The organism is Rhizobium sp. 2YAF20 (assembly GCF_052114685.1).
Taxonomy (GTDB): Bacteria; Pseudomonadota; Alphaproteobacteria; order Rhizobiales; family Rhizobiaceae; genus Rhizobium.
On the sequence record NZ_JBFRFF010000001.1, the window covers coordinates 74,042 to 99,301 of the forward strand.

Consider the following 25,260-nt stretch of genomic DNA (forward strand, 5'->3'; position numbering starts at 1 on the left):
TGGTTAGTGCCGTTATCGATTGAGTGGTCGATTTTGCGATCTGGGAGAAGGCTTCCACTAGACTACTCATTGTCCTTGTTTCGTCGTCATTTTCAGCTGTCGATGCGCAGTATTTTAGCAGCTTTGCACCTATATCCGGTGCCATGAACCCAACATTGAAAATCTTCATACCATCAGCCTTCACTTCGTCGCAGCTCGCCCGGACAGTCTCGTCGGCGTTTTTGGTGGATGTGACGTCCATCGAGCCATCGGTCATCAGCAGAATGTGTCGGTCAGGCGGTCGATTGTTCTTCTCCTTGTGCTGCAGCGCGTGCGCATGCAATTTGCAGTCTGAAAGCGTGCCGCCCGTAATGCGCTTTTAGATTGTATATTGAGTGATGCGACGGTTTCTCTGCGCCATCAAGCTTCGTCAACGCTTGCGGGTTGATTTCGGGACACGGTTATTTCAGCGGGATAACGTCAACCGCCTGTACGGTCTTCTGGCTGCCGTAGCTCTTAAGGACGCCGATGACGGGGGCGACGTCGGAGTAGTCGCGGCCGTAGGCGACGACGATGTGGTCGGTTCCGGCCGGGATGTCGTTCGTCGGGTCGAGCTCGATCCAGCCGACCGTTTCGCCGCACCAGATGCGGACCCAGGCGTGCATGGCATCGGCGCCTTCGAGCCGTTCCTTGCCGGGCGGCGGGATCGTGCGCAGGAAGCCGCTGACATAGCCCGCCGGAATGCCGAGGCTGCGCAGTGCTATGATCATCACATGCACGAAATCCTGGCAGACGCCGCGCTTCAGCCGAAAGGCTTCCAGCGGGGTGGTGTCGACCGTCGTTGCCTCGGGGTCATAGTCGAAATCCTTGTGGATTCGGCTGCAGACGGCATGGGCGATCTGCATGACCGTCAGCTTTGTCGTGGCCCACTCTTTCGCATAGTTGCTGATCTCGGGCGTTTCGGGAAGGCGCGGGCTAGTGCCGGTGAAATGGTGCGGTGAAAGCGGATCGATCGACCAGAGGCCGGCGATCTCGTCGGGAAGCATGGCAAGCAGGGGCGAGAAATCAGCTCCGACCGGCAGGCTCTCGACCTGCACGCGAGCCTGCATGCGAATGTCGAGCCTTTCGTGATGGGCTCTGACGAGAAGGGCAGTTGCCGGATGTTGGAAAAAGTCGATGAAAGCCGACTGGTCGTCGGGTTTCGGCGAAACCTTCAGCGATCCTGCGATGAGCCGTTGGCGGTTCGGGAGCGACAGGGGCAGGACGCGGACGACGTGACGTGCGCCGGAAGCCGGCGTGTCGTAGATATAACCCATGTGCAGCGAGAGATCGTAAAGCATGGTCTATCCGAGATAGGTCTGCGCCAGCAGATCCGAGAGGCGCTCGAGTTCCTGTTCCAGGCGGTGATAGACCTCGTCGCTCATCGTCTCCGGGGTCATGACTGCAAGTCCGGAGTGGAGCCGCATGGCTTCGCGATAGAAGGGCGACATCTGGCCGTTGACGAAGGCGTTGGGCAATTGCTCCACCTCGTGGTGGATCTCGTTTATCTGGAAGAGGATCGAGCGCGGGTTGAGCGGATCAAGCGCCAGAAGATCGGTGACCGTCAGCCGCGCAGTGTTGACGTTGTAGCGCCGGCGGTGCGTCATGACGCTATCGCCGATCTCCAGCAGCATGTCGAGCGCGCCGTCGGGCGCCTCCGGGCCAGACATATGGCCGAGCAGCCGGGTCATGTGCAGGCCGCGCTCGATGTAGCGCCCCAGCGACAGGAAGCGCCAGCCGGTAAACCGATACATGTTCTCGTGGACAAGACCGGCAAAACCGGCAAGCTTGCGCAGGAGGATGGTCATCGCGTGGCTGGCATCGTCGCCGGGGCTGACCGTCTCGTGGAAGCGGCGGGCGGTCTTTGCCAGATCGTTGAGCGCCAGCCATCCATCCGGGGAAAATCGGTCGCGGATATTGCTTGCCGAATAAACTGCGCTGTCGATATTGCGCAGCAGGCTTTCGGGTACCGCCTCAAGCGTATCGATATCGATGACGCCGAGATATTCGCTGACATCGGCCAGGAGCGGCTGCGTCGGATCGGCGGATTCGGCAAAGCGGCCATGCCAGGCGCGCAGGATACGCAGCGCGCCTTCGGCCCGTTCGATATAGCGCCCGAGCCAGAAGAGATTATCGGCCGCGCGGCTCGGCAGGCTGCCGGGCATGTTGCGCATGAAAGTCTCTTCGGCCGGCAACAGGGTATGGCGCTCGACAGGCTTGTCGCTGACGATCCAGACGTCGGCTGCAGAACCGCCCGATTGCATAGCGATCGCCGCGACGTCGTCGCCGCTGCCGATGCGGGCAAAGCCGCCCGGCATGATTTGCCATCCGTTTTCGGTGCGGGCCGCAAAGACGCGCAAGCTCATCGGTCGCGGCAGAAGCTTGCCATTGACCCAGGCGGGCGTCGTCGACAGGGTCACGACCTCCTGGCCGACCAGCTTGCGCCCGTCTGTCGTCAGCCAGTCGGCGATCGATTCCTTGGCGGTCGAGCGCAGGGTCGAGCCGAGCACCGACTGGCCGTTGTCGTCGAAGAACGGCATTCGCGAATAGGCCGGGCCGATCACCATCTTGGAGATGTTCTTTGCCACCTGCTCGCGCTCGGCCTTCTGGCCGCACCACCAGGTGGCGATCGACGGCAGCTTCAGGTCCTCACCAAGCAATTGGCGCGAAATGGTCGGCATGAAGGCAAGCAGCGCCCGCGTCTCGAGGACCCCAGAGCCGAGCGCGTTGACGATCGTGAGCGATTGCGCGCGCAGCGCCTGGACCATGCCGGGCGTGCCGATATGGGAGTGCTGGTTCAGCTCCAGCGGATCGGCGTAACCGCTATCGAGACGACGCCATAGCACGCTGATCGGCTTAAGCCCGGCGACGGTGCGCACCATGACCTTGTCGTTGACGACAGCAAGATCCTCGCCCTCGAGCAGCATCAGGCCGAGGTAGCGGGCGATGTAGGCGTGCTCGTAATAGGTTTCGTTCGCCGGCCCCGGCGTCAGGACGGCGATGCGGCCGTCGGGGCTCTGTTTCATGCCTTGCAGAGCGTTGCGAAATGCGCCGAAGAACGAGGCGAGCCGGTGGACGGGGGTTTCGGCATAGATATCGGAAAATGCGCGCGTCGTCGCAACACGGGTTTCAAGCGCAAAGCCTGCGCCCGAAGGAGCCTGCGTCCGATCGGCCAGCACCCACCAGTTGCCGTCGGGCCCACGGCCGATCTCGAAGGCGAGGAAATGGAGATAGTGGCCGCTTGCCGGTTTTACGCCGACCAGCGGCCGCAGGAATTCTGGGTTTGAGGCAAGCAACGCTGGCGGGATGAAGCCTTCGTTCACAAGCCGGTTTTCGCCATGGATATCGCCCATGATCTGCTCGAGCAGCTCTGCCCGCTGGACCAGCCCTTCCGACAGCGTTTGCCATTCGCGTTCGTCGATCAGCACGGGAATGTGGGATATCGGCCAGTTGCGCTCGCTGACACCCTTTGCGCCATAGGCCCGGTAGAAAACGCCGGCGTCGCGCAGGTAGCGGTCGGCGCGGGCGAAGCGTTCGTGGAGTTCCTTTTCGCTCATTCGGCTGATTGCGCCGAGCAGGTTCTGCCAGACGGGGCGAACGGCGCCGGTGTTGTCGACCATTTCGTCGGCAACGCCGGCCAGGGCCGAATAGGCAAAGGCCGGATCGGTGCCGATGCCAGCCTTTACCTGTTCTTTTCGCTCAGCTGCCGGTTTCTTGGCCATGCGGTTACTCTGGTTCAAACTCCCGGCGGCCGCCGCAAATCGAGTGTCAGCGGGAATTCCTGTGAAACCAACTCCGGTTGCAGCGAATAGCGACCGGCGGTATGTCCCCAAGGCTCGAACCGAGCAAGACGACGGGCCTCGGCTTCATTGCCGTTGACCGGAAATGTCTCATAGTTCCGGCCGCCCGGATGGGCAACATGATAGATGCAGCCCCCGATCGAACGGTTGGACCATGTATCATAAATGTCGAAGGTCAGCGGCGTGTTCACAGGCAGGACGGGGTGGAGACCGGAGGCTGGATGCCACGCCTTGAAGCGGACGCCAGCGACCGAAACGCCAGATACTCCCGTCGGCGTCAGCGGCACTGCGCGGCCGTTGCAGGCGACGGCATAGCGCGACGGATTGCTGCTTTCGAGCCGAACCTGCAGCCGCTCGACCGAGGAGTCGACGAAGCGCACCGTTCCGCCGATCGCACCTTCTTCGCCCATGACATGCCAGGGTTCGAGGGCTTGACGCAGTTCGAGCTTGTTGCCTTCGTATTCGACCTCGCCGCTGAAGGGGAAGCGGAATTCAAGCTGCGCCTTGAACCATTCGGGGCGCAGCTCGAAGCCGTTTTCCTCAAGGTCCGCCAGTACGTCGAGAAAGTCCTGCCAGACGTAGTGCGGCAGCATAAAGCGGTCATGCAGAGATGTGCCCCAGCGCACAAGCCTGCCACCGATCGGGTTCTTCCAGAAACGGGCGATCAGTGCTCGGACCAAGAGCTGCTGAGCAAGGCTCATGCGGGCATTCGGCGGCATCTCGAAGCCGCGGAATTCGACGAGGCCGAGCCGTCCGGTCGGACCGTCCGGGGAAAACAGCTTGTCGATGCAGATTTCTGAGCGGTGAGTGTTGCCGGTGACGTCAATCAATACATTGCGGAAAAGCCGGTCCACAAGCCAGGGCAGGGGCGGGACGCCATCGCCGGGGGCGGGGACCTGTGCCAGCGCGATTTCGAGCTCGTAGAGGCTGTCGTGGCGGGCCTCGTCGAAACGCGGCGCCTGGCTGGTCGGGCCGATGAAGAGCCCCGAAAAGAGGTAGGACAACGACGGGTGGCGCTGCCAGTGGAGCACGAGGCTCTTCAACAGATCCGGGCGACGCAGGAATGGGCTGTTGGCCGGATTGACGCCGCCAACGACGACATGGTTGCCGCCGCCGGTGCCGGTGTGGCGGCCGTCGATCAGGAACTTGTCAGTCCCAAGGCGAGTCTGGCGCGCCTCCTCGTAAACCGCCGAGGTGATGTCGACGCATTCGTTCCAGCTCGATGCGGGATGAACGTTGACCTCGATGACACCGGGATCGGGCGCGACACGGATGACGTTTATGCGCTCGTCCTGCGGCGGCGGGTAGCCTTCGATGTGGATCGGCAGCTTCATCTCCGCTGCGGCATTTTCGGCCGCAGCGACGAGTTCCAGATAGTCTTCGATCCGCTCGACCGGTGGCATGAACACGCACAGGCGGCCGTGGCGCGGCTCGACCGAAATGGCGGTTCGGACCGCACCGCCGATTTCGCCGATCGTCTGTTCGACGCGGGTCTGTCCGCTTTCGTCGGTCTGGAAGGAGGCTTCCGGCATGGCTCGGCCTGCGGGCACGACGATATCGGGCAGCGGCTTGCGCGGGATCGAAGGATCGGCTGTGTGGATATAGGGGAAGCTCGACGGCGGCACATAGGGCAGGGTGCCGAGCGGCAGGCGGTAGCCGACGGGCGAATCGCCCGGCACCAGGAATATCTTGCCGCGGCGCGTCCGCCATTTTTCGCTGATCCAGCGATGGCCGCTCGCCTGCGCGTTCCAGGCCTGGACGGGCAGGATGTAGCCGGTTGCAACCGTCAGGCCGCGCTCGAAGACACGGGCGATGCGGCTGCGCTCCTCCGGGTCCTTCAGCTTGGAATTGGACGGATCGACATTTTCAGGCAGGCTGCCTTCCTTGATAATCCATTCGGCGGGGTCCTCATAGGCCGGAAGGACCATGTCGGGTTCGATCGCCAGCTCCTTGGCGATACCGACCAGGAGCTTTCCGGCATCTTCCGGCGTCGCGCCGGTCTCGTTGCCCTCGGCCGCGATCAGGTCGGGATTCTGCCAGATCGGCTTGCCGTCCTTTCGCCAATAGAGCGAGAAGGTCCAGCGCGGCAGGGATTCTCCCGGATACCATTTGCCCTGGCCGTAGTGCAGGAAACCGCCAGGGGCAAAGCGTTCGCGCAGTTTGCGGATCAACTGGTCGGCCTTGTCGCGTTTGGTCGGGCCGACGGCGGCAGTATTCCATTCTTCCGACTGGAAGTCGTCGATCGACACGAAGGTCGGCTCTCCGCCCATGGTCAGCCGCACATCCTCGCTGGCCAGAACCTTGTCGACTTTCTTTCCGAGTGCGTTGAGCGCATCCCATGATTCGTCGGAAAAGGGCTTGGTGATCCGCGGATGTTCGGCGACGCGTGTGACCGTCATCGCAAAGTCGAATTCGGTGGTGGCCTCGCCGAAAATTGCGCCGGAGATTGGCGCGGCGTTGCGGTAATGCGGTGTCGCGGCGAGCGGAATATGGCTTTCGCCCGTCAGAAGTCCCGATGTCGGGTCGAGACCGATCCAACCGGCACCCGGCAGATAGACTTCGCACCATGCGTGCAGATCGGTAAAATCAACCTCGGTGCCGGAGGGGCCGTCGAGCGCTTTCAGATCGGGCGCAAGCTGGATCAGATAGCCGGAGACGAAGCGGGCGGCGAGGCCCAGATTGCGGAGGATCTCGACAAGCAGCCAGCTGCTGTCGCGACAGGAGCCGAGCGCGCGCGTCAGCGTCTCCTCCGGCGTCTGCACCCCGGGCTCCATGCGGATGACGTAGTTGACCTCTTGCTGGACGCGGGCATTGAGGCCCACGACGAAATCGATGGTGCGCTGGGGCGTTCGGTCGATGGTCGCCATGAATTTGGCAAGCGCCTCGTCCATCGGTTCAGGCTTCATATAGATCTTCAGATCGTCACGAAGCTCTTCCGGATAGTCGAACGGCCAGTTCTCGGAGGCTTCCTCGATGAAGAAGTCGAACGGATTATAGACCGTCATGTCAGCCACGAGATCGACTTCGATCTTGAATTCCGTGACCGGGTCCGGGAAGACGTAGCGCGCCAGATAATTGCCGTACGGGTCCTGCTGAAGGTTCACGAAGTGGTTTGCCGGCGTTATCTTCAGCGAATGACTGATCACCCGCGTTTTCGAATGCGGGGCCGGCTTCAGCCTTATGATCTGCGGACCCAGACGGACCGGCTTGTCGTACTTATAATGCGTCAGGTGGTAGATGCTTGCTTTGATCGACATTGTGTTTTCTTATGCCCGGCTCGCATCGACGTGCGGCTGTTGCTGTTCCCAGCGCGATTGTGTGCAATGCAACGAGAGAAAGCAAGGCGCTTTGACCGATGGAGCGTGCATCCCGTTGATGGACAAAATAAAAACGGCGAGCCATGGCCCGCCGTCTCGTCAGTCTGTCAGTTTGGGTTTCAGCTTCGGCCAAACTCGTCGACAAGGCGAATGATATCGTCTTCGCCGAGATAAGAGCCGGTCTGGACCTCGATCAGTTCCAGCATGATCTTGCCGGGATTGGACAGGCGATGCACCTCGCCGAGCGGAATGTAGACCGATTCGTTTTCACGCAGCATCTGAACATGCTCGCCGATCGTCACCTCGGCCGTGCCGCGAACGACGACCCAGTGTTCGGAGCGGTGGTGGTGCTTTTGCAGCGACAATTTCTTGCCAGGCGTCACGAAGATGCGCTTCACTTGGAAACGGTCGCCGTTGAAGATCGACGTATAGCCACCCCATGGACGATAGGAGGTCGGGTGCGTTTCTGTGAGCTTCGCCGTTGATTTCTGCCCGGCGAGCAGCTTTACCAGCTGGCCAACTTCCTGGCTGTCTTTCAGATGCCCGACGTAAACCGCGTCCTCGCTGGCGATCACCGCGATATCTTCGAGGCCCTGCACCGCAAGGTGTACACCATGCGTCATGACCAGGGAGTTGCGGGTATTGACCAGCGTCGTGCTGCCGGCTGCGACATTGCCGTTTTGATCTGGCGTGCCGACCTTCCAGACCGAATCCCAGCTCCCAAGGTCAGACCAGGTGAAGGGCGAGGGGACGACAGCGGCATTCGCGGTCTTTTCCATGATCGCGTAGTCGATCGAGATATTGGGGCTCTTTGCGAAGGCCTCTGCATCCAGTCGGATGAAATCGAGATCGCGAGAAGCCTTGGCAACAGCCTCGCCGGCGGCCTTGGCGACGTCGGGAGCGTACTCGTTCATCTCCGCCAGTAGCGGGGCGACGCCGAACATGAACATTCCGGAGTTCCAGTAGAAATCTCCGGCGTCGACCATCGCCTTTGCGTCTTCGAGAACCGGCTTTTCAACGAAGCGCTTGACCTCGTGTGCGCCTGTTGGAAGTGCCTTGCCCAGCTCGATATAGCCATATCCCGTCGCCGGCTCGGTCGGTGTGATGCCAAATGTCACAAGCTTGCCTTCAGCCGCCGTCTCCCGGGCGATGCGAACACAATCATAGTAGCTCTTGTCGGCGTTGATCTCGTAGTCAGAGCCGAGCACATGCATGATGGCGCTCTTGCCGAACAGAGTACCGGCGAGCGTCCCGGCGGCGGCAACAGCTGCTGCCGTGTTGCGGGCGACCGGTTCCAGCATGACAGCGGCCAGCGTGATCCCGAGTTCGCGCGCCTGCTCGGCGACCAGGAAACGGAATTCCTCGTTGGTCAGGACGATCGGCGCTTCATAAAGCTCCGGATCGGAAACGCGCGACAGCGTGTTCTGGAACAGTGTCTTGTCGCCGATGAACTGGATGAATTGCTTCGGCGCGGTCGCCCGCGACAGCGGCCACAACCGCGTTCCCTTGCCGCCCGCCATAATGACGGGGACGATTTTTGCTGTCATTGCTCCGATCCTCTTTCAAGCTCAACGAACACTGGTCGCGTTGCCGGATGGATCCGGCAACGTTTCCTTATGCATGCCTAGGACTAATAGACCATGAAATTGAAGAAGTCGGAAATTGTCATGGTAAAGGCAGCCTTTTTCAGGGCATGCCGATCTTGGCTCTCTTATCAGGGACCGGTTCGCGACTGCGCTTATTATACCTGATTGAGGACCACAGCGAGATGCCGATCAACACTGCTCCGCCAAGGCCGGTTACGACTTCGGGTATGTGCATGAGGGTTTGCACATACATGATCACCGCGAGGATCAGGATTGCGTAGAAGGCTCCGTGCTCAAGATAGCGGTAGTGCGCAAGCGTTCCCTTGTCCACCAGCATGATCGTCATCGATCGCACGTACATGGCGCCGATGCCAAGGCCGATTGCTATGACGAACAGGTTCTGCGTCAGGGCGAAGGCACCGATGACGCCATCGAACGAGAAGCTGGCATCAAGCACTTCGAGGTAGATGAATGCGCCAAGCCCGCCCTTTGCGGCCTCGCTCAGCGCCTTTTGCGAAGCGTCGAGAAGGCCGCCCACGACCTCGACCAGCAGGAAGGTCAAAAGTCCGTAGACCGCCGAATAGACGAAAATCGTCGCTTCTTCGTCGCCCAGCAGTGACGAGAACACAAGCACGAGGATCAGGACGATCGAGATTTCGACGCCCTTGATAGTGGCGAAATGCGACATCGCCTTTTCGAGGAACGCGATCCAGTGAACGTCCTTCTTGTGATCGAAGAAATAGGTGAGGCCGACCATCATCAGGAAGGTGCCGCCGAAGGCCGCGATCGGAAGATGGGCGCCTTGCATGATACGCGCGTAATCCTCCGGCTGGGTTGCCGCCATGTGCAGCGCCTCTAAGGGGCCGATGTGGCCTGCGATGGCGACAATCGCAAGCGGAAAGACGATGCGCATGCCGAACACGGCAATGACGATGCCCCAGGTGAGGAACCGGTTCTGCCAGATCGGCGTCATCGCCTTGAGCTTATTGGCATTGACAATGGCGTTGTCGAAGGAGAGCGAAATCTCAAGAACGGCAAGGACCGCGCAAATGAAGAAGGCGGTTGCCATGCCGGCGATCGTGCCGGTCATGTTCCAGCCGATCAGGCCGCCAAGCAGAAGGCCTGCGATGGTTACGATGAACGCCCATGTGAAATAGCCGAGCATGGCTCTGCGGGAAGTGTGCTGCGTCATCTCAGCACCGCTTTCAAAAGTTGAATGTCAAAAAATCGGTAGGCAGGGCAGCGTCGCATGCCGAAGACGGCATGCGGGCAAGGCATGGTCAGGTTTATCATCGAAAGAAATCCGCCGGCTCATCTGCAGGCGGTACCGACATCACGAGAGCGCCGTAAAAACTCTCGCCAGAGGGGCCCGGCACCAAGTTCATTCCCGAGCCGATGTCAGACGGGCACTGGAATATCTCCTATTAGTTAGCGATCTTCGGGCGTGCGTCAAGGCTTGTTGGATGGTCGCCCATCGCCGGTTCCTCCCGCATGACTGTAAGCGTCTCCAAGTGACGTCGAGACGTGCGCCGATCATACCGGGTCGCCGTCAGCGCCAGTCGTAAGCCAGATCGGCGATCGTCATATTCAGGAGGTGACCCGGTCGAGGCGGGGGTGTCACTCAACCACGCGAAGACGATCGGCATGATTTTGTCGGTGCCAACATCTGCTATTCCTCCAGCAGAGGCAAATGGAGCATGTGATCTCGTGGTAAGCTGGTGGGGCCGGCCTCAGCTGCGAACCGAATTCTCGCGCCGATGAGAGAGGCGGGCTATCGCTTGTCCGTTCGGCTGGCCGGCGTGACTATCGATCCGGATGAAGCGCGGCGTCCCGAGCCACTGCTTACTTTCCTCAGGATGCAAACCGGCTTGTCGGTGTCTTGCCGCCTCGGCCGCTTCGAAGCCATTCCCGTTCTTCATGCCGCCTTTGTAGATGACCGCCCGCCTATGCGGCCAACCCCGCAAGGGGGTTCTCCTCGCTTGGGCTCGGTGACCGCGGCCGACGGCCCTCTTCTTTGGCGCCATCGGGAATGGTCCCGAGCAACCGAAAGGAGCAAGGGTGCCGTTGACGAACATCATCCCCTATCGGCCGGAGTATTGGGATCACTCGTCGGCCCGCGATCGCTCGGGCACCACACCGCAGCCTTGGTCAGGGACGCCGACCTTGTGATCCTGATTGGAACGCGCACCAACCAGAACGGCACGGATAGCTGGCGACAAATTCCACCTGGCGCAAAGGTGATCCACATCGACGTCGACCCTCAGGAAATCGGCCGCAACTATCAGGCGCTGCGTTTGGTTGGTGACGCCGGCGAAACGCTCAGAGAGCTCTTTGGTCTATTGAACGAGCGTGACCTGTCTCGGCGCCGGAGTCAGCGGGCGGCGGCGGTCGACCGCATTAGCGAATGCTGGCGCCAATTCGACCAGGATCGGTATCCGTTTGTTCACGCCGCCACGACGCCGATCCGCCCGGAGCGCGTCATGGCCGAACTGCAGGCGTTGCTGACGCCGCAAACCACCGTTGTCGCCGATGCAAGCTATTCGTCGATGTGGGTCGCCGGGCAATTGCGATCGCTCGCTCCCGGAATGCGGTTTCTCACACCGCGCGGTCTTGCCGGCCTAGGATGGGGGTTGCCTCTCGCTTTGGGAGCAAAAGCTGCCCGACCCAACCATGCGGTCGTCACCTTGGTCGGCGATGGCGGTTTCGCCCATAGCTGGGCAGAAATTGAAACAATGGTCCGGTGCGATCTTCCTGTCACGATCATCCTTCTCAACAACGGCATCCTCGGCTTCCAGCGGGATGCGGAAACCGTCAAGTTCGGACGGTTCACATCAGCTTGCCATTTCTCGCCCGTCGACCATGCGCAAATCGCTGAGGCCTGTGGATGTCCGGCAGTTCGCGTCGAGGATCCAGCCGAGCTCAGAGCCCATTTGCAGCGAGGATTGGCGGGGCGGGGCCCACTGTTCATTGAGGTCATGACGGATCCGAACGCTCACCCTCCATTGTCCTTGTTTGCAGGCATGGATGAGGCCGCATGATGCCAGAGGCGTCTCATATCGCGGTCGTGACGGGAGGAACAAGCGGCATTGGACTAGCAACGGCGCGACGGCTGCTGATGGCGGGGCATCGCGTCGCCGTCTTCAGTCATAGCGCTGGTGCCGTCGCGGCAGCAAGGACTTCCCTTTCTGCCGAATTTGGCGCCGCGCGGGTTCTAGCAAGCGTCGTCGATCTGGCGGATCCTGCGGCCATTGGTCGCTTCTTCAATGACCTTCCGACCATCTGGGGGACCGCAGATATTCTCATATGCAGCGCCGGAATATCGCCCAAGGGTCCAGACGGTCCTCGACGGTTCGAGGACATGCGGTTGGATGAGTGGAGCGAGGTGCTGGCGGTGAATCTGACCGGCACAATGCTGTGCTGTCAGGCGGTGGTTGGCGCTATGCGGCAGGCTGGCTTCGGACGCATTGTTCTCGTCGGATCACTTGCTGGGCGGGCGCGACCGCGCGTGGCCGGACCGTCATACACGACCGGAAAAGCGGCATTGTCCGGTCTGATGCGCGCATTGGTGGGTCCGTTCGGTCCTTTCGGCATAACTGTCAATCTCGTCGCGCCGGGCAGAATTGCAACACCCATGACTGGGGATCCGGATGCGCCGATCAACAGAGAGGCGGTCGGACGCATCCCCGCAGCCCGGCTTGGAACATCCGACGATGTCGCCGCCGTTGTCGCGTTCTTGGCATCGTCGGACGCCGGCTTCGTCAACGGGGCGATCATCGATGTCAATGGCGGTGAATATGCGCCAGCCTAGGAAAGCTGGTCCGCCCGGCATGCGGTGGGCTGCAAGGCATTGGCAAGGATCCGACGATGCGGAGGCAGCCGGTGGTAACACCGTCCTTGTCTGGACGACGGATGCAGAACTCTTCTCAGTTTTCAGCTATATTCTGAAGGTGGAAGGCTTCGCAACATCTTTGGCTTGCAGCGCCAATGACGTCCTGACGTGTTGCACGAATGGCTCCCCATCAGCGATAGTTCTCGACTGCAGTCACGAAGCTCTGGACGTCGTTTCTTTGTGCCGCCAGATCGGGCGATCGTCGTGGGGCAAAGAGATTCGCCTGATTGCCCTATTGCGAGCCGGCGCGCAGGCACTTCATCTAGCCTTGCTGCAAGCTGGTGTCGACGACTGCATCGTAAGGCCTCTCTCACCGGAGAGACTACTGATGTCCGTCCGGCAGGTCGGGGCAATGAAGGTGGAAACGCGTGTGTCGATGATGGCTGAAATGTCGGTTTGGGCTGGGCTTGAAATTGACATCGACAGCCGTCACGTTCGCTATGAGGGACGAGACGTAGCTCTGCCGCCCATCGAGCTGAAGATTTTATGCTACCTCATCAAGAGATCAGGACAACTTTGCAGCCGCTCCGAATTAATCGCATCGGCCTGGCCGCGAACTGGCCAAGTCACACCGCGTACCGTTGATGTTCACATCGGTCGCTTGCGAAAGGCTTTGAAGAACGGAATCGGTCGGGACGACATCAGGACTGTCCACGCCGCTGGCTACGTCTTGGATTTGCTCCCAGCGGCCGCCAAGTCGTCCCCGTTTTCTACGGGACCGCGTTGGGCCGATGACTAAGGGAGCCGGATATCGACAGTCGGCAACATGCATTGTGTCGCAGTAGTGGTATTACCTACGAAGACTGAGCGGCAGGAGTCCTATCTCGCGGCCATGCCGAAGAGTGAGTTTTCATGCATGCCCCTCGTTCTGAAACGACAACCTTCCATGTGATCGAAGTGGTTCAATTACCCCTCACCACGCCAAATAGAGAAGACAGCGGCATCCAGGCTGTTGGAGCTCCGATTTTGTGGAACCAATCGGAAACCGGATGCGTTGCGGTTCGGTGAGGGCTGTGCCGTTCATCGCCCTACTTGACCGAGGAGATCGTCATGACGCCACCTCCTACCAAGCATGTGGAACAGAAACCGGCCAAACCCGCGGGCCGGCAAATGCGGGCGCGTCCGAACGCCACGAGGCCGATACAGGTGATGCCGCCGCACAATGTCGAGCTGACGCTGCCGCCAACGGTGTATGAGGACATACATGTGCCTGCTCATGTCACCGGCAGCGATCTGTCCAAGAAAGCGCCTGGCGACGTGGACGCCAAGACCAAGGCCCGACGCAGCGGCAGATAGTGCCCGACGCCGATATCACGCCAAGCGCTCGCCCGAAAATATCCTTGCGAGAAACAGGCCGGCCAGCAGAACGCCGGCAGCACTTGCGATCGTGTCGGGCAGCGAGCCGAGATAACGCGGCCCGACATCGATGAAGAGCAGATATGCAACGAGGAGGTTCATCCAGCCCCAGACGACATTCAGGGCCGGCGAGCTGACAGTGCCCCCGTGAGCGCGGACGAAGGGCGTGCGAAATGGTTTGCCGCAGACGCCGCTGACGAAGTGCGGAATGCCATTTGCAAGGAAGATGCCGCCGAAGAAATGGACGATGTAGACAAGTATTGGCATGGATATCCCCTTGCACAGATTGCAGTCGTCATTGCGAGGTAGCATCGCGCAGAACTTCGTCAAGTGATACCGGGATATACGTTCGAAACCACAAGCAATCCCGGCCTATTCGGCGGCAAAAACTATCGGTCGCTCTGAGTCTCGATCTCCAGGGTCGAGGCGATATTTAAAGTATATTTCGGTTCTCCCGGTTGGGTTTATTCGGCACAGCCAGGAGCTAATCCCTATGGCTAACCTGTGTGTATTTCAATTCCAACAAACGGGTAGGAGGGTCGAAAGGCTACTTCGATAAATCTCAGATTCACTACTTGAAACGTGGAACCAAAGGGCGCCCAATACATTAATAGGCAGCGGTTTTTACTGCTGGAGGTCAACATGCCAAAGCGAATGATAATGAGAGGTTTGGCGGCAGCCGCGCTCTTGTGCGCTGCGGCGGTTCCCGTAATGGCGGCGCTCGAAGGCAGCATAAACTATGCGCCTCAACAGATGGCCCGGGCCGACATGTCCGCGTCGCTGGACACGTCTGTGCCGGATTGCGGTCCGGTTTATATGCCGACGCTCGTTCATGAGCGCGACGGCAGTATCATCGGCATGGTCTACGTGCTCGACGGCGACGATTGCTGATCGCTGCCGCTAATCGCGGTAACCGGCTGGCCGTTCATCAGGAAATGCGGCGGGGCTCGGCATATCAGTGACGTCATAGGTCCAGACGCGGAACGATTTGAGCACATGCGGACCAAATGAATGGATGAGCGGAACGTCGGCCGCATCGCGACCGCGGGCAACGACGATCCGGCCTATCCGAGGGATGTTGTTGCGCGGATCGAAGGTCATCCAACGGCCGCCGATATAAACCTCGATCCAGGCGCTGAAGTCCATGGGGTCGAGGATCGGAACGCCGATGTCGCCGAGATAGCCGTTCACATAGCGCGCCGGGATATTCATGCAACGGATCAGCGCGATGGCAAGATGCGCATAGTCGCGGCAGACGCCGATGCGCTCCTCGTAAGCCTCGAATGCGGTGCGCGTCGAGCGCGCGTTCTGGTAGCCGAAGGTGATGTGCTGGTTGGCGAAATTGCAGATTGCCTGCACGCGGCCCCAGCCGGGCTCGAGCTTGCCGAACATGTCCCATGCGATCTGGCTCAGCCTGTCTGTCTCGCAATAGCGGCTGCCGAGTAGATAAACGAGGCAATCGTCCGGCAGTTCGGCAATGGGGGTTTCTCCCGCGTTCCAATCGACTGGATCGACAAGGCCGCTGTCGGCGACGGTGCCATCTCCCCAGATGGAAAAGTCACCCGCAGGGGCCACGAAACGTCGGCAGGTGTTTCCGAAGAGATCACTATAGGTTGTGGTCTGGACCGGTGGGTTTGTGACGACCTGCTCAGGGGAACGTATATCCGCGTCGCGGTCATCGCGAATTTCGAGGAGACATACCATCGGCGTTGGCTGCGTGCATGTTACGGTTATGTCGTAGCCATAGCGAATGAGCATCCAGTCGTTCCTCGGCGCCATTGGCTGCCGAATGATCGGGCGCGGCGATCATCCAGGGGGCCTCCAAGCATGGCTGCCTTCCCGCCGCAGAATTCACTGCGAACGCAGAAACGGGCATGCTGCACATGCACAGTAACACCATGCTGCGAACATGCACGATGTTTCGGCGGCTAATCGAGATCGCGCGATTATTTCGACTGCGGCGGCTTGCCGTTGGTGCGGAAACTGCCGGTGAAGGAGGAGGCCTTGGTCTCAGCGGTGCATTCGACCACCGTCGGCTTGCCGGCATAAGGATTGCCGAAGGTGCAGAAGCCGGCGGCCTTGACCTCGCCGGTCATCTTCGAGCCGACGCCGGAGGAAACGATGGCGATCGGCATGCGGGCGTTTCCATTCGACGCGGGCTTGATAGCCGTTCCGTCGCCCTCAAAGCCGAGCATCTTGCCGTTGGCAGTGAATATAAAGGTGACGGCGCCCTCGGCTGTCGTCACGCTTGCCAGTTGGCCTGTGCAATTCTTCGAATCGTCGAGTTTTCCGACAACAAGCTTGGCGCATTTTCCATTGAGGAGGGCAACGCCGGGGGCGCCCGGAAAATTCTGCGACATCGCGCTCGATGCTAGAACGGAAAGGCCTATTGCAAGGCTTAAGGTTGCGAATCGCATGGTCTGGCTCCTAGTTTGGCCGCAAGGTTGTCGATCATATCCCCGCCGTCAATGCGTCAGGAGAAAACCAAGAGCGGACAGCCGCAGCGTGTCCGCCCCAGCACACCGCGAAAGACCGGAGTGCTCAGAAACGCATATTTCCTTGAAGTTTGGCGAATTTGCGGAACGCCAGGGTTGAAACGCCGTTTGCTCCGCTGAAGTTCAGTCCGGAACGAGCGTCCCGATCAACTCCAACAGGGCGTTTTGGCGGTTGCCGCCGCCGGCCAGGAATTCGTAAAGCGTCATCTTCTTTTCGCTGCCGCCATCGACGAGATAGTCGAATTCGCGAATGACGAAAACCTCGCCGGTTTCCGTGTCCTTGGCGAGGTAGAACCAGTATTCGTCGCCCTGGGGTTTCTTGTTTTTGTAGAACTGCCGCTTCGCAATAGCCATCTCGTCCTCCCGTCCGATTGTTACCGTAGCGTGACAGCCCGTTTCGAAGTGTCAAGTGTGCTTGCGGCGATCGTTTGTCACTGGCCGCGCCCAAGGAGGTTGATCCTCGCCGGATATCAACGGGCTCTCACTCGAATTCCGGGATATCGCCGAATTGGAAAAGAATAATCGTCGGACCTTCCTCGCCGATGCCGGGTTGTCCTTCCCTGCTCCAGGCGACGACGCCTTCGTGATCGTTGATGAGCATCTGGGCCTGGTAGATTGCAGCCGCTTCCGTCTGCAAATGTCTTGGCTCGATCGCGGAAACGAGCTCGCCTTTTTCGTTGCGGTCGAACGCCTCCAACACAATCAATTTGCGATATCCGGGCATCGGTTTTCTCCCCTAGCCGGCCAACGCAGCAGGCCGGCAGTTGAAAGCACTGCTTTCCGCATTGGAGACTAAATCTAGCGCATCGAGGCCGGAATCAAAAAGGGCTTGGCGATTTCTCGCTAAGCCCTTGAAAAGGATGGTGGGCGTGACAGGGATTGAACCTGTGACCCCTACGATGTCAACGTAGTGCTCTCCCGCTGAGCTACACGCCCATCCGATGGCGGCGCATAGATCAAAAAACCTTTACGCCGTCAATAGGCTAATTTCGGTTTTGTGAAAGCGCAGCTTTCAGGCCTTATGCGGCAAGGAGTTTATTGACCTCGTCGACCAGCTCACGCAGGTGAAACGGCTTGGAGAGGACCTTCGCATCCTTCGGCGCTTTCGAATCAGGATTGAGCGCGACGGCGGCAAAACCAGTGATGAACATTACCTTCAGGTCGGGGTCGAGTTCGGTGGCGCGGCGCGCCAATTCGATCCCGTCCATTTCCGGCATGACGATATCGGTCAACAGCAAAGAGAACGGTTCTTCGCGCAGCCGGTCGTAGGCGCTGGCGCCATTGTCGAAGGACGACACCTTGTAGCCAGCCTTTTCGAGGGCTTTTACCAGGAAGCGACGCATATCGTTGTCGTCTTCGGCAAGAAGAATTTTCTGAGTCATAACGGGACCGTCAATCAATGTTTTCTCTCGCGGCTTATTTAGCCGTTCACGTTAGGCGTCGCCCTTAAACAAGCGGTGAATCTGGGTATCGACGGCCAGCAATTCGGTTGAACGTTAGTATGGACTTGGCGGTGCGCAACTGGCAACATGCCGACTGTGATAAGTTGTTGACATGGTAAAGACCGAGATGCCGGGGGAAATGCGCACTTTCGAAATTTTCGAGATATTGGAGCCCCTTTCGCAGACCATTCCCTTTGTCTATAGCTCACCTCATAGCGGTCGTATTTACCCTCCTGATTTCATTGCCCAATCCAGGCTCGAAGGCGCTGCCATCCGCCGGTCCGAAGACCACTATGTCGATGAGCTTTTTTCCGCGGCGGCCGAGCTTGGTGCGCCGCTTCTTTTTGCTAATTTTCCGCGCGCCTATATTGACGTCAATCGCGAGCCTTACGAGCTCGATCCGCGCATGTTCGACGGTGCCTTGCCGGCCTATGCCAATATCAATTCGATTCGCGTGGCTGGCGGTCTGGGGACTATTCCGCGCATCGTCGCCGAGAACATGGAGATTTACGCACGCCGGGTTCCGGTCGAGGATGCCCTGAAGCGGATCGACGAGATCTACAAGCCCTATCATGCGGCCCTTCGCGGGCTGATTGCCCGGACCCATGTGAAATTCGGTTTCGGCGTGCTGATCGACTGTCACTCGATGCCGGGCAATATCCGCGTCAGCGGCAGCAATGTCCGCCCGGATTTCATCATCGGCGATCGCTACGGAACAAGCGCCTCAACCGATCTGTCGCGCTTTGCCATGCATATTCTCGAGGAAATGGGATTTGCTGCGGTTCGCAACAAACCCTATGCCGGCGGCTTCATTACCGAGCATTATGGTCGGCCGGCGCGCGGGTTGCACGCGCTGCAGATCGAGATCAACCGTTCGCTCTATGTCGACGAGGCAACCTTACAGAAGCGTCCGGATTTCGGTCTGGTTGCCGGCGCCGTCACCGCGTTCATGCGGCAGATGGCCGATTATGTGGAAAAATTCGCCGGCGATACGGCACTTGCTGCCGAATAGGCTGGCCACTCCTCACCGAAATGTCGTTCACCCAAAAAAGAACCGCCCGAAGGCGGTTAAGTCTAGGGAGGAAACACCCAAGGAGGGCATTTACAGTCAGAGACTGTGGTTCGGAACTTAATATTGCGCTGCACAAATGTCAAGCATGTTGTTACGTTGCCTAATTTAACAGCAATTGTCACATTTTACCTCATTTGTTTTGCATTTCCGATGTTTTAGGCTATGACAGCGCCGTGCCACCTTTGATCGGATCGACTATGCTTCCTGACCGTTCGTTCTTCTTCCGCCTTGCCGACGCAGCAAAGGCGGAGACCCTTCCACGCTTCCGTTCCAGCCTTGACGTCGTCAATAAGGAGGCCGGCGGCTTCGATCCTGTAACCGAGGGCGACCGAGCCGCCGAGGCGGCGATCCGGGCGCTGATCGAGCAAGAATTTCCCGATCACGGCATTCTCGGCGAGGAATTCGGTAATGTCGGCCTCGACCGCGAGCATGTCTGGGTCATCGACCCGATCGACGGCACCAGGGCGTTCATATCGGGCGTCCCCGTCTGGGGAACCCTGATAGGTCTTCAGACGAAGGGCCGCGCCGTCATGGGGCTGGTCGACCAGCCGTTTACCGGAGAGCGTTACTTCGCCGACGGCAAGACATCGACCTATACCGGACCGGGCGGCGAGAAACAGTTGAAGGTGCGAGATTGCGGCATGCTTGCCAATGCGATCATGTTCACCACCTCACCGCATTTGTTCGTCGGCGACGAGATGGCGAAATACCGCGAAATCGAAAGCCAGGTGCGCCTTTTCCGCTATGGCACCGATTGCTATGCCTATGCGCTGCTGGCCGCAGGCCATGTGGACCTGGTGATCGAGAACGTGTTGAAGCCCTATGATGTCGGCGCCATCATCCCTGTCATCGAACAGGCCGGAGGGATCATCACTACCTGGGACGGCGGCCGGCCCGAGCCGGGCGGTTCGATTATCGCCGCTGGCAGCCGCGCCGTGCACGAGCAGGCAATGGCGGTGCTATCGCGCTGAGCTTAAGGCGCTGCCGCCTCATATTCCGACGCCCACCACTTCGTTGCTCGCTTCCGCATCGCTGCCGGGAATGAAAGCGTGGATGGCGGCCAGCGCCGCCGCGCGGTAGACATCCTTTTCCTGAAGAATTTCGTGCTTGCCACCTGGAATTGGGACGAGTTGGGCGGCGCGGAAATAGCGCGAAATCCGCTCCTGATTGCGATAGGGCACGACGCCGTCGCGGGTGGGCGCGATCAGGATTGTCGGGATGGCGATCGAGAAGAGATGCTCGGGCTCGGAAACGCGCCTGATCGTCTTGAAGGCTTCCGATAGCCAGCGTGCGGTCGGCGGGCCAAGAAAAAGCTCGGGATAGATGGCTGCAATCTCGGTGTTGCGCCGATAGCGGTTTTCGTCCGAGGTCAGCGGGTTCTGCTCGAACGGCAGCGTCTTGAATTTTTTCGTCAGCTGCATCGCGCCGAGCCCGACAGCGCAGGCAGTGCCCGCCAGGAGGCGGATGACGCGCGGCGACGCTTCGTGCCCGGTAAGGCCGACGAAGGGCGCTGACAACACCATGCGCTCGATGCGGCTGGCAAGCCTCGGCGCTGCCGAAAGCGCAATAAGACCGCCGGTGGAATGTCCGAGGAGATAGAAGGGCAGGCGGGTATCGGGAAGCACGATCTGGTCGAGAAAGCTCGTCAGGTCCCGCTCGTAGTCGGAAAAACGACGGACATGACCCCGGCTCTTGTCCCTGTGCATGCGCGCCGAGCCGCCCTGGCCGCGCAGGTCGAACGTGGCGACCCACAGCCCCTTGGCGGTAAGGTCGCGGACAGTCTCGAAATATTTCTCGATGAACTCGTTTCGCCCCTGCAGGATGACGACCGTGCCCTTGGCGACCTGTTGTTTGCAGCGGAAGACGGCGTAGCGCAGCTTGTGCCCGTCATGGGTCTCGAAATAGCCCTCGGTCCTGTTGTCGGGAACCGGATTGTCAGGCGTCGAGAAGAGGATCGAATCCATATCGGTCTGGCCTCGTTGCGGCAATTCTTCGCCAGATCGAATTAGCGCATGGGGGATGGAAATCAAAAGAAAAAAGGCCGGCGATGCGGGGTTGATTGAGGGATCCGCAGGGCCGGCCGAGTGACGACTGAAGAAGAAGGGACGATACACTCCAGTCGACGGACAGTCATCCATCCGATGTCACTATCGATAGGATTTGCAGCCTGAATGCATGCCGAACCGACCGTTCATCCGCCGTTCAGTTGGTTTTTCCGCTGTGATGGGCGGGGTCTTGAACTCGCCAATGGCCATTCCCATCTTCATTTTGCGGACGCCGAAAGGGTCCGCTGAACCGTCCCAAGGCCGCCAGAATGGGGCTTTCGGGGCAGATAACCGCAATCGTCGCTCACAGGAGGACATCATGCGTCACGTTGACTTTTCCCCCCTTTACCGCTCCACCGTCGGTTTTGACCGCCTCTTCACCATGCTCGACAGCCTGGCCCAGCCGGATCAGGCCCAGACCTATCCGCCCTACAACATCGAGCGCACGGGTGAGACCACCTATCGCATCACCATGGCTGTTGCCGGCTTTGATGAGAAGGAACTCAGCCTTGAAGCGCACGCCCATGTCCTGACGGTCAAGGGTGAGAAGAGCGAAGAGCCTGCCGAGGCTGGCGAATTCCTCTATCGCGGCATCGCAAAGCGCGCTTTCGAGCGGCGCTTCCAGCTTGCCGATCACGTCGAGGTTCAGGCTGCATCGCTGAAGAACGGCCTGCTGCACATTGACCTTTTGCGCAATACTCCCGAGGCCTTGAAGCCTCGCAAGATTGCCATCGCCGCTGAGCCAGTCGATGCACCGAAGTCAATCGAAGCCCACGTCAACTAATCCCTCCCAGGACTGATGACCGGAAAAGGCGGCGCTCAAATGAGCGTCGCCTTTTTCACGTCAGCAGCTCTGCCTCTCAGGTCGGGCTTGCAGCTTCGGCCTCTTCCTGGAGGCGCTCCGCTTCGGCAGCGTTGCTGGCCGTCGCCCTATGGGCGGCATCGGCATATTTCTGCGCAATGACAGCACAGGCCATGAGCTGGACCTGGTGGAACAACATCAGCGGCAGGACGATTGCGCCGATGCCCTGTCCGGCGAAAATGACGCTTGCCATCGGAACGCCGCTCGCAAGGCTCTTCTTCGAGCCGCAAAAGGTGATGGTGATTTCGTCTTCGCGGGAAAAACCCAGCCAGCGGCTGCCGAACATGGTGATGCAAAGGACCAGCGCCAACAGGACCATGTCGGCGATGATGACGACTGCGATGTCGGCGATCGAGAAGGTGTGCCACAGGCCCTCGACCACCGAAGCGCTGAAGGCCGCATAGACGACCATCAGGATCGAGCCGCGATCGACCGGCATCAGGATCTTCTTCTTGGCGCGGATCCAGGCGCCAATCCAGGGCTGCAGCAATTGGCCCGCGATAAAGGGCGCAAGGAGCTGCAGCATGATCTGTTCCAGCACCGTCCAGGAAAAGCCGCCGCTATGGCCGCCGACGGAAAACAACACGCCAACCAGAAGCGGGGTCAGGAACATCCCGAAGATATTAGAGGCCGACGCCGAGCAGATCGCAGCTGGAACGTTGCCGCCAGCAATCGAGGTGAAGGCGATTGACGACTGCACGGTCGAAGGCAGTACGCTCAGAAACAGGATGCCGGTATAGAGCGCCGGCGGCAGCAGGGTCGGCACGAGGACGCCCATGGCGAGCCCAAGCAACGGAAACAGCCCGAAGGTGGTAAGCAGGATCGCCAGATGCAGCCGCCAATGCAACGCGCCCGCGATGACCACTTCGGGCGAAAGGCGAGCGCCATGAAGGAAAAATAGCAGCCCGATCGCGATGTTGGTGGCAATGCCGAAATAGCCGGCCGCGGCGCCGTGGACGGGAAACAGGGATGCCGCGATCACGGTTAGGACAAGCAGGATGGTAAAGGTGTCAGGCAGAAAACGGCGCATGGGAGATCCCCGTCATAAAATTGTTCTTGTTGATTGCCTCATCGTGATCCACGATGCAAGGAATAACAGTTATCATGAAATGAGATGATAAATGCTTGATCTCACGCAATTGCAGAGTTTCGTTGCCGTCGAACAGTTGGGAAGCTTTACGCTCGCGGCGGAACGTCTAGGCCTCGGCCAATCGACCGTCAGCCAGCATATCCAGCGTCTCGAATCCGCGCTCGGGCGCAGGCTTCTGGCGCGTGATACCCACCGTGTCGTTCTGACGGGCGATGGCGAGGCACTGCTTGGCCACGCGCGAATGATGCTGTCCATCCAAGGGGAGGTGCAGTCGCTTTTTGCTGACAACAGTCTGCGCGGCAGCCTCAGGCTCGGCGTCTCGGAGGATTTCGTTACCAGCCAGCTGCCTTATGTACTCGAGGAATTCGTCCGATCCCACCCCTCCGTGGACCTGGAACTGACCGTGGCGCTCAGCGGTGCGCTTTACGAAATGCAGGACAATGGCGAGCTCGATCTCGTTCTTGCAAAACGGCGGCTCGGCGATGTCAGAGGCCGGTTGGTCTATCGCGAACCGCTCATCTGGCTGGCGCGCGATCCAGAACGTATCCGAGCGTCGAGCGCACCGCTACCCCTCATCGCTTTCCCCGCGCCGAGCGTTACGCGGGCGGTCGCCCTGGAGGCGCTTCGCCGACAGCAGGTGCCATGGCGGATCGTCTGCACCTGCGGCAGCCTGAGCGGGCTGACCGCTGCCGCCCGCGCCGGAATGGGCGTCCTCGTCCAGCCCCGCAGCATGGCGCCCTCCGGCCTTACCGAAATCGAACCGGGCTGGCTGCCGGTGCTCGAAGACGTGGAATTCGTGCTCGTGCCACGCAAGGGCGCCGATCCGCTGTTGGTCAACACGCTTTCCGAGGACATTCTTGCCAAGGTCAGGAATTTACGGTCTGGCTGAACCACGTCACCCCAGACATGCCAAAAACCCCTCAACATCGGCATCGGTCGTTGCAAAGCTGGTCACAAGGCGGATGAGGCCCTCGTTTTCGCCGACGAGGATGGCATTGTTTTCCGGGATCGGCCAGTCGTAGAATTTTGCGCCCTTGTCTCGCGCCTTCTCGATCGCCGGTTTTTCGATGACGGCAAAGGCTTCGTTGGATGCGGTTGGCCAGGCGAGCTTGGCACTGGCAGCACTTTCGATGCCGGCACGCAGGCGGTCGGCCATTCTGTTGGAATGACGGGCGAGATCGAGCCAGAGGTCGTTTTCGAAATAGCCGTCGAACTGCGCGGCGATGAAGCGGGATTTCGAGAACAGCTGGGCGGCGCGCTTGCGCGTGAAGTGCATTTCCTTCGCCTTGTCGGGATCGAAGAACACGATGGCCTCGGCGCACCAGCAACCGTTCTTCGTGCCGCCGAAGGAAAGAATGTCGACGCCACGCTTCCAGGTCATTTCGGCAGGCGTAACGTCGAGGGCGACAAGGGCGTTGGCAAAGCGGGCGCCATCCATGTGCAGCGCAAGCGCGTTCTCCTTGCAGACTGCAGCCAGGGCATCGATTTCGCCAAGCGAATAGATGGTGCCGATCTCGGTCGCCTGGGTGATCGTCACCGCGGTGGCTCGGCCGTGGTGGACGGCATCCTGCGGAAAGCGAGCAACTTTGGCAGCGAGCGCCTCCGCACCAATCTTGCCGCCGGCGCCTTCGACGGGTGCCAGACGAGCGGAGCCGCTGAAAAACTCCGGCGCGCCGCATTCGTCCTCGATGACATGTGCTTCGGAGTGGCAAAAGGTGATGCCGCCCGGCCGCTGGACGCTTGCGAGCGCAAGCGAGTTGGCCGCAGTGCCGGTGGCGACGAAAAAGACCGAGACGTCGCGCCCGAAGATCTCCGAGAACCGCGCTTCGACCTTCTGGTCGAGGTCGCTCGTGCCGTAGGCCGCGGCGAAACCACCGGACTCTTTCAGCAAGCGTTCAGCGATTTTCGAATGGGCACCGGCCCAGTTGTCGGAAGCAAAGAACATGGGATATACCGCGCACAAATGAGTTGATTTCGGGGTCGGCGAGACAGTACGGAAAAGGCAAAGACGATCAACCTCGTTGCTGGTCGCACGCCGCCTCAATCAGGCATTACGCAAGCAAGCTACAAAATTATAGTTCTAAAGGAAATTTTCTTTCGCGAAGTCGGAGGCTGCGGCAATCTTCCGTCGAAATTTTCGTTTGACGCTCTTGCTTAACCGCACGCTTTCTGGCATAGAACTGATGAATTAGGACAGTGTTGCTGTCCTATTTTGGTCTTTGAGGCCGAAGAGGCGCCAAAAATCCTAGCGATGCCGGGATTTCACGTTATAGTTTTCCAGAGCATGC

General features: G+C 59.8%; 23 protein-coding genes, 1 tRNA gene and 1 pseudogene. 9 read left to right on the forward strand and 16 right to left on the reverse strand.

Annotation, left to right across the window (positions count from 1 at the left end):
- Nucleotides 1–440 precede the first annotated feature (440 nt).
- From AB4Z52_RS00335 to AB4Z52_RS00360, 6 genes are all read right to left on the reverse strand, one after another.
- Entirely contained in the window at nucleotides 441–1,319 is an 879-nt protein-coding gene (locus AB4Z52_RS00335) for a transglutaminase family protein (protein ID WP_442215785.1), read from the reverse strand.
- A 3-nt stretch (nucleotides 1,320–1,322) separates the two neighbouring features.
- Nucleotides 1,323–3,740, reverse strand: a complete 2,418-nt coding sequence (locus tag AB4Z52_RS00340) for a circularly permuted type 2 ATP-grasp protein (RefSeq protein WP_442215787.1) — start codon at nucleotides 3,738–3,740, stop codon at nucleotides 1,323–1,325.
- Nucleotides 3,741–3,754: 14 nt separating this feature from the next.
- Complete coding sequence (locus AB4Z52_RS00345) at nucleotides 3,755–7,075, reverse strand: transglutaminase family protein (RefSeq protein WP_442215789.1); 3,321 nt, start codon at nucleotides 7,073–7,075, stop codon at nucleotides 3,755–3,757.
- A gap of 179 nt (nucleotides 7,076–7,254) precedes the next feature.
- Entirely contained in the window at nucleotides 7,255–8,682 is a 1,428-nt protein-coding gene (locus AB4Z52_RS00350) for a mannose-1-phosphate guanylyltransferase/mannose-6-phosphate isomerase (protein WP_442215791.1), read from the reverse strand.
- Nucleotides 8,683–8,821: 139 nt separating this feature from the next.
- On the reverse strand, nucleotides 8,822–9,913 hold the full coding sequence (locus tag AB4Z52_RS00355) for a DUF475 domain-containing protein (protein WP_442215793.1): 1,092 nt from the start codon (nucleotides 9,911–9,913) through the stop codon (nucleotides 8,822–8,824).
- Nucleotides 9,914–10,451: 538 nt separating this feature from the next.
- Entirely contained in the window at nucleotides 10,452–10,685 is a 234-nt protein-coding gene (locus tag AB4Z52_RS00360) for a hypothetical protein (RefSeq protein WP_442215795.1), read from the reverse strand.
- A gap of 78 nt (nucleotides 10,686–10,763) precedes the next feature.
- Here AB4Z52_RS00360 and AB4Z52_RS00365 point away from each other — a divergent pair.
- From AB4Z52_RS00365 to AB4Z52_RS00380, 4 genes and pseudogenes are all read left to right on the forward strand, one after another.
- Nucleotides 10,764–11,759: pseudogene (locus AB4Z52_RS00365) on the forward strand (thiamine pyrophosphate-dependent enzyme); the annotation flags it as partial.
- Nucleotides 11,756–12,529, forward strand: a complete 774-nt coding sequence (gene fabG, locus AB4Z52_RS00370; protein ID WP_442215797.1) for a 3-oxoacyl-ACP reductase FabG — start codon at nucleotides 11,756–11,758, stop codon at nucleotides 12,527–12,529. The pseudogene AB4Z52_RS00365 and the gene fabG, both read left to right, overlap by 4 nt.
- Before the next feature lie 469 nt (nucleotides 12,530–12,998).
- Nucleotides 12,999–13,349, forward strand: a complete 351-nt coding sequence (locus tag AB4Z52_RS00375) for a winged helix-turn-helix domain-containing protein (RefSeq protein ID WP_442216621.1) — start codon at nucleotides 12,999–13,001, stop codon at nucleotides 13,347–13,349.
- Nucleotides 13,350–13,660: 311 nt separating this feature from the next.
- Complete coding sequence (locus AB4Z52_RS00380) at nucleotides 13,661–13,906, forward strand: hypothetical protein (RefSeq protein ID WP_442215799.1); 246 nt, start codon at nucleotides 13,661–13,663, stop codon at nucleotides 13,904–13,906.
- Between the two features lie 15 nt (nucleotides 13,907–13,921).
- Here AB4Z52_RS00380 and AB4Z52_RS00385 read toward each other — a convergent pair whose 3' ends face one another.
- The gene (locus AB4Z52_RS00385) at nucleotides 13,922–14,233 is read right to left on the reverse strand and encodes a hypothetical protein (RefSeq protein ID WP_442215801.1); all 312 of its coding nucleotides are present in this window, start codon (nucleotides 14,231–14,233) and stop codon (nucleotides 13,922–13,924) included.
- Nucleotides 14,234–14,608: 375 nt separating this feature from the next.
- On the opposite strand from AB4Z52_RS00385, the gene AB4Z52_RS00390 reads away from it, so the two are divergent.
- Nucleotides 14,609–14,857, forward strand: coding sequence for a hypothetical protein (locus tag AB4Z52_RS00390; RefSeq protein ID WP_442215802.1), 249 nt, complete (start codon nucleotides 14,609–14,611; stop codon nucleotides 14,855–14,857).
- Nucleotides 14,858–14,866: 9 nt separating this feature from the next.
- Here AB4Z52_RS00390 and AB4Z52_RS00395 read toward each other — a convergent pair whose 3' ends face one another.
- From AB4Z52_RS00395 to cpdR1, 6 genes are all read right to left on the reverse strand, one after another.
- Nucleotides 14,867–15,724 (reverse strand): transglutaminase-like domain-containing protein, encoded by an 858-nt coding sequence (locus AB4Z52_RS00395; RefSeq protein ID WP_442215804.1) that lies wholly within the window; start codon nucleotides 15,722–15,724, stop codon nucleotides 14,867–14,869.
- Nucleotides 15,725–15,912: 188 nt separating this feature from the next.
- Complete coding sequence (locus AB4Z52_RS00400) at nucleotides 15,913–16,383, reverse strand: hypothetical protein (protein ID WP_442215806.1); 471 nt, start codon at nucleotides 16,381–16,383, stop codon at nucleotides 15,913–15,915.
- A gap of 201 nt (nucleotides 16,384–16,584) precedes the next feature.
- Complete coding sequence (locus AB4Z52_RS00405) at nucleotides 16,585–16,815, reverse strand: hypothetical protein (RefSeq protein ID WP_442215807.1); 231 nt, start codon at nucleotides 16,813–16,815, stop codon at nucleotides 16,585–16,587.
- 127 nt (nucleotides 16,816–16,942) lie between these two features.
- Nucleotides 16,943–17,185 (reverse strand): hypothetical protein, encoded by a 243-nt coding sequence (locus tag AB4Z52_RS00410; protein WP_442215809.1) that lies wholly within the window; start codon nucleotides 17,183–17,185, stop codon nucleotides 16,943–16,945.
- Nucleotides 17,186–17,322: 137 nt separating this feature from the next.
- A tRNA-Val gene (locus tag AB4Z52_RS00415) sits at nucleotides 17,323–17,397 on the reverse strand.
- A gap of 83 nt (nucleotides 17,398–17,480) precedes the next feature.
- Nucleotides 17,481–17,843 (reverse strand): response regulator CpdR1, encoded by a 363-nt coding sequence (cpdR1, locus tag AB4Z52_RS00420; RefSeq protein ID WP_111162680.1) that lies wholly within the window; start codon nucleotides 17,841–17,843, stop codon nucleotides 17,481–17,483.
- Nucleotides 17,844–18,015: 172 nt separating this feature from the next.
- Here cpdR1 and AB4Z52_RS00425 point away from each other — a divergent pair, with 172 nt between their 5' ends.
- Complete coding sequence (locus tag AB4Z52_RS00425; protein ID WP_442215812.1) at nucleotides 18,016–18,915, forward strand: N-formylglutamate amidohydrolase; 900 nt, start codon at nucleotides 18,016–18,018, stop codon at nucleotides 18,913–18,915.
- A gap of 257 nt (nucleotides 18,916–19,172) precedes the next feature.
- Complete coding sequence (gene hisN, locus AB4Z52_RS00430; RefSeq protein WP_442215814.1) at nucleotides 19,173–19,946, forward strand: histidinol-phosphatase; 774 nt, start codon at nucleotides 19,173–19,175, stop codon at nucleotides 19,944–19,946.
- Nucleotides 19,947–19,964: 18 nt separating this feature from the next.
- Here the strand turns inward: hisN and AB4Z52_RS00435 are convergent, their stop codons facing one another.
- Nucleotides 19,965–20,939 (reverse strand): alpha/beta fold hydrolase, encoded by a 975-nt coding sequence (locus tag AB4Z52_RS00435; protein WP_442215816.1) that lies wholly within the window; start codon nucleotides 20,937–20,939, stop codon nucleotides 19,965–19,967.
- Between the two features lie 400 nt (nucleotides 20,940–21,339).
- Between AB4Z52_RS00435 and AB4Z52_RS00440 the strand changes: the two genes are divergently transcribed.
- Nucleotides 21,340–21,804 carry an Hsp20 family protein gene (locus AB4Z52_RS00440; RefSeq protein ID WP_442215818.1) on the forward strand — a complete coding sequence of 155 codons (465 nt, stop codon included), beginning with the start codon at nucleotides 21,340–21,342 and terminating at the stop codon, nucleotides 21,802–21,804.
- Nucleotides 21,805–21,880: 76 nt separating this feature from the next.
- On the opposite strand, the gene AB4Z52_RS00445 is transcribed toward AB4Z52_RS00440, so the two are convergent.
- Nucleotides 21,881–22,912, reverse strand: a complete 1,032-nt coding sequence (locus AB4Z52_RS00445; RefSeq protein WP_442215820.1) for a bile acid:sodium symporter family protein — start codon at nucleotides 22,910–22,912, stop codon at nucleotides 21,881–21,883.
- A 91-nt stretch (nucleotides 22,913–23,003) separates the two neighbouring features.
- Between AB4Z52_RS00445 and AB4Z52_RS00450 the strand changes: the two genes are divergently transcribed.
- A complete protein-coding gene (locus AB4Z52_RS00450) occupies nucleotides 23,004–23,861 on the forward strand; it encodes a LysR substrate-binding domain-containing protein (RefSeq protein WP_442215822.1) in 858 nt (285 codons plus the stop codon).
- Between the two features lie 6 nt (nucleotides 23,862–23,867).
- Here the strand turns inward: AB4Z52_RS00450 and AB4Z52_RS00455 are convergent, their stop codons facing one another.
- The gene (locus tag AB4Z52_RS00455; RefSeq protein WP_442215824.1) at nucleotides 23,868–24,917 is read right to left on the reverse strand and encodes a threonine aldolase family protein; all 1,050 of its coding nucleotides are present in this window, start codon (nucleotides 24,915–24,917) and stop codon (nucleotides 23,868–23,870) included.
- Nucleotides 24,918–25,260 lie beyond the last annotated feature (343 nt).

Bases quoted from the DNA above. Each gene is read 5' to 3' on its own strand.
- AB4Z52_RS00335 (WP_442215785.1), bottom strand. From the start codon at position 1,319: ATGCTTTACGATCTCTCGCTGCACATGGGTTATATCTACGACACGCCG.
- AB4Z52_RS00340 (WP_442215787.1), bottom strand. From the start codon at position 3,740: ATGGCCAAGAAACCGGCAGCTGAGCGAAAAGAACAGGTAAAGGCTGGC.
- AB4Z52_RS00345 (WP_442215789.1), bottom strand. From the start codon at position 7,075: ATGTCGATCAAAGCAAGCATCTACCACCTGACGCATTATAAGTACGAC.
- AB4Z52_RS00350 (WP_442215791.1), bottom strand. From the start codon at position 8,682: ATGACAGCAAAAATCGTCCCCGTCATTATGGCGGGCGGCAAGGGAACG.
- AB4Z52_RS00355 (WP_442215793.1), bottom strand. From the start codon at position 9,913: ATGACGCAGCACACTTCCCGCAGAGCCATGCTCGGCTATTTCACATGG.
- fabG (WP_442215797.1), top strand. From the start codon at position 11,756: ATGATGCCAGAGGCGTCTCATATCGCGGTCGTGACGGGAGGAACAAGC.
- AB4Z52_RS00375 (WP_442216621.1), top strand. From the start codon at position 12,999: ATGTCGGTTTGGGCTGGGCTTGAAATTGACATCGACAGCCGTCACGTT.
- AB4Z52_RS00380 (WP_442215799.1), top strand. From the start codon at position 13,661: ATGACGCCACCTCCTACCAAGCATGTGGAACAGAAACCGGCCAAACCC.
- AB4Z52_RS00385 (WP_442215801.1), bottom strand. From the start codon at position 14,233: ATGCCAATACTTGTCTACATCGTCCATTTCTTCGGCGGCATCTTCCTT.
- AB4Z52_RS00390 (WP_442215802.1), top strand. From the start codon at position 14,609: ATGCCAAAGCGAATGATAATGAGAGGTTTGGCGGCAGCCGCGCTCTTG.
- AB4Z52_RS00395 (WP_442215804.1), bottom strand. From the start codon at position 15,724: ATGCTCATTCGCTATGGCTACGACATAACCGTAACATGCACGCAGCCA.
- AB4Z52_RS00400 (WP_442215806.1), bottom strand. From the start codon at position 16,383: ATGCGATTCGCAACCTTAAGCCTTGCAATAGGCCTTTCCGTTCTAGCA.
- AB4Z52_RS00405 (WP_442215807.1), bottom strand. From the start codon at position 16,815: ATGGCTATTGCGAAGCGGCAGTTCTACAAAAACAAGAAACCCCAGGGC.
- AB4Z52_RS00410 (WP_442215809.1), bottom strand. From the start codon at position 17,185: ATGCCCGGATATCGCAAATTGATTGTGTTGGAGGCGTTCGACCGCAAC.
- cpdR1 (WP_111162680.1), bottom strand. From the start codon at position 17,843: ATGACTCAGAAAATTCTTCTTGCCGAAGACGACAACGATATGCGTCGC.
- AB4Z52_RS00425 (WP_442215812.1), top strand. From the start codon at position 18,016: ATGGTAAAGACCGAGATGCCGGGGGAAATGCGCACTTTCGAAATTTTC.
- hisN (WP_442215814.1), top strand. From the start codon at position 19,173: ATGCTTCCTGACCGTTCGTTCTTCTTCCGCCTTGCCGACGCAGCAAAG.
- AB4Z52_RS00435 (WP_442215816.1), bottom strand. From the start codon at position 20,939: ATGGATTCGATCCTCTTCTCGACGCCTGACAATCCGGTTCCCGACAAC.
- AB4Z52_RS00440 (WP_442215818.1), top strand. From the start codon at position 21,340: ATGCGTCACGTTGACTTTTCCCCCCTTTACCGCTCCACCGTCGGTTTT.
- AB4Z52_RS00445 (WP_442215820.1), bottom strand. From the start codon at position 22,912: ATGCGCCGTTTTCTGCCTGACACCTTTACCATCCTGCTTGTCCTAACC.
- AB4Z52_RS00450 (WP_442215822.1), top strand. From the start codon at position 23,004: ATGCTTGATCTCACGCAATTGCAGAGTTTCGTTGCCGTCGAACAGTTG.
- AB4Z52_RS00455 (WP_442215824.1), bottom strand. From the start codon at position 24,917: ATGTTCTTTGCTTCCGACAACTGGGCCGGTGCCCATTCGAAAATCGCT.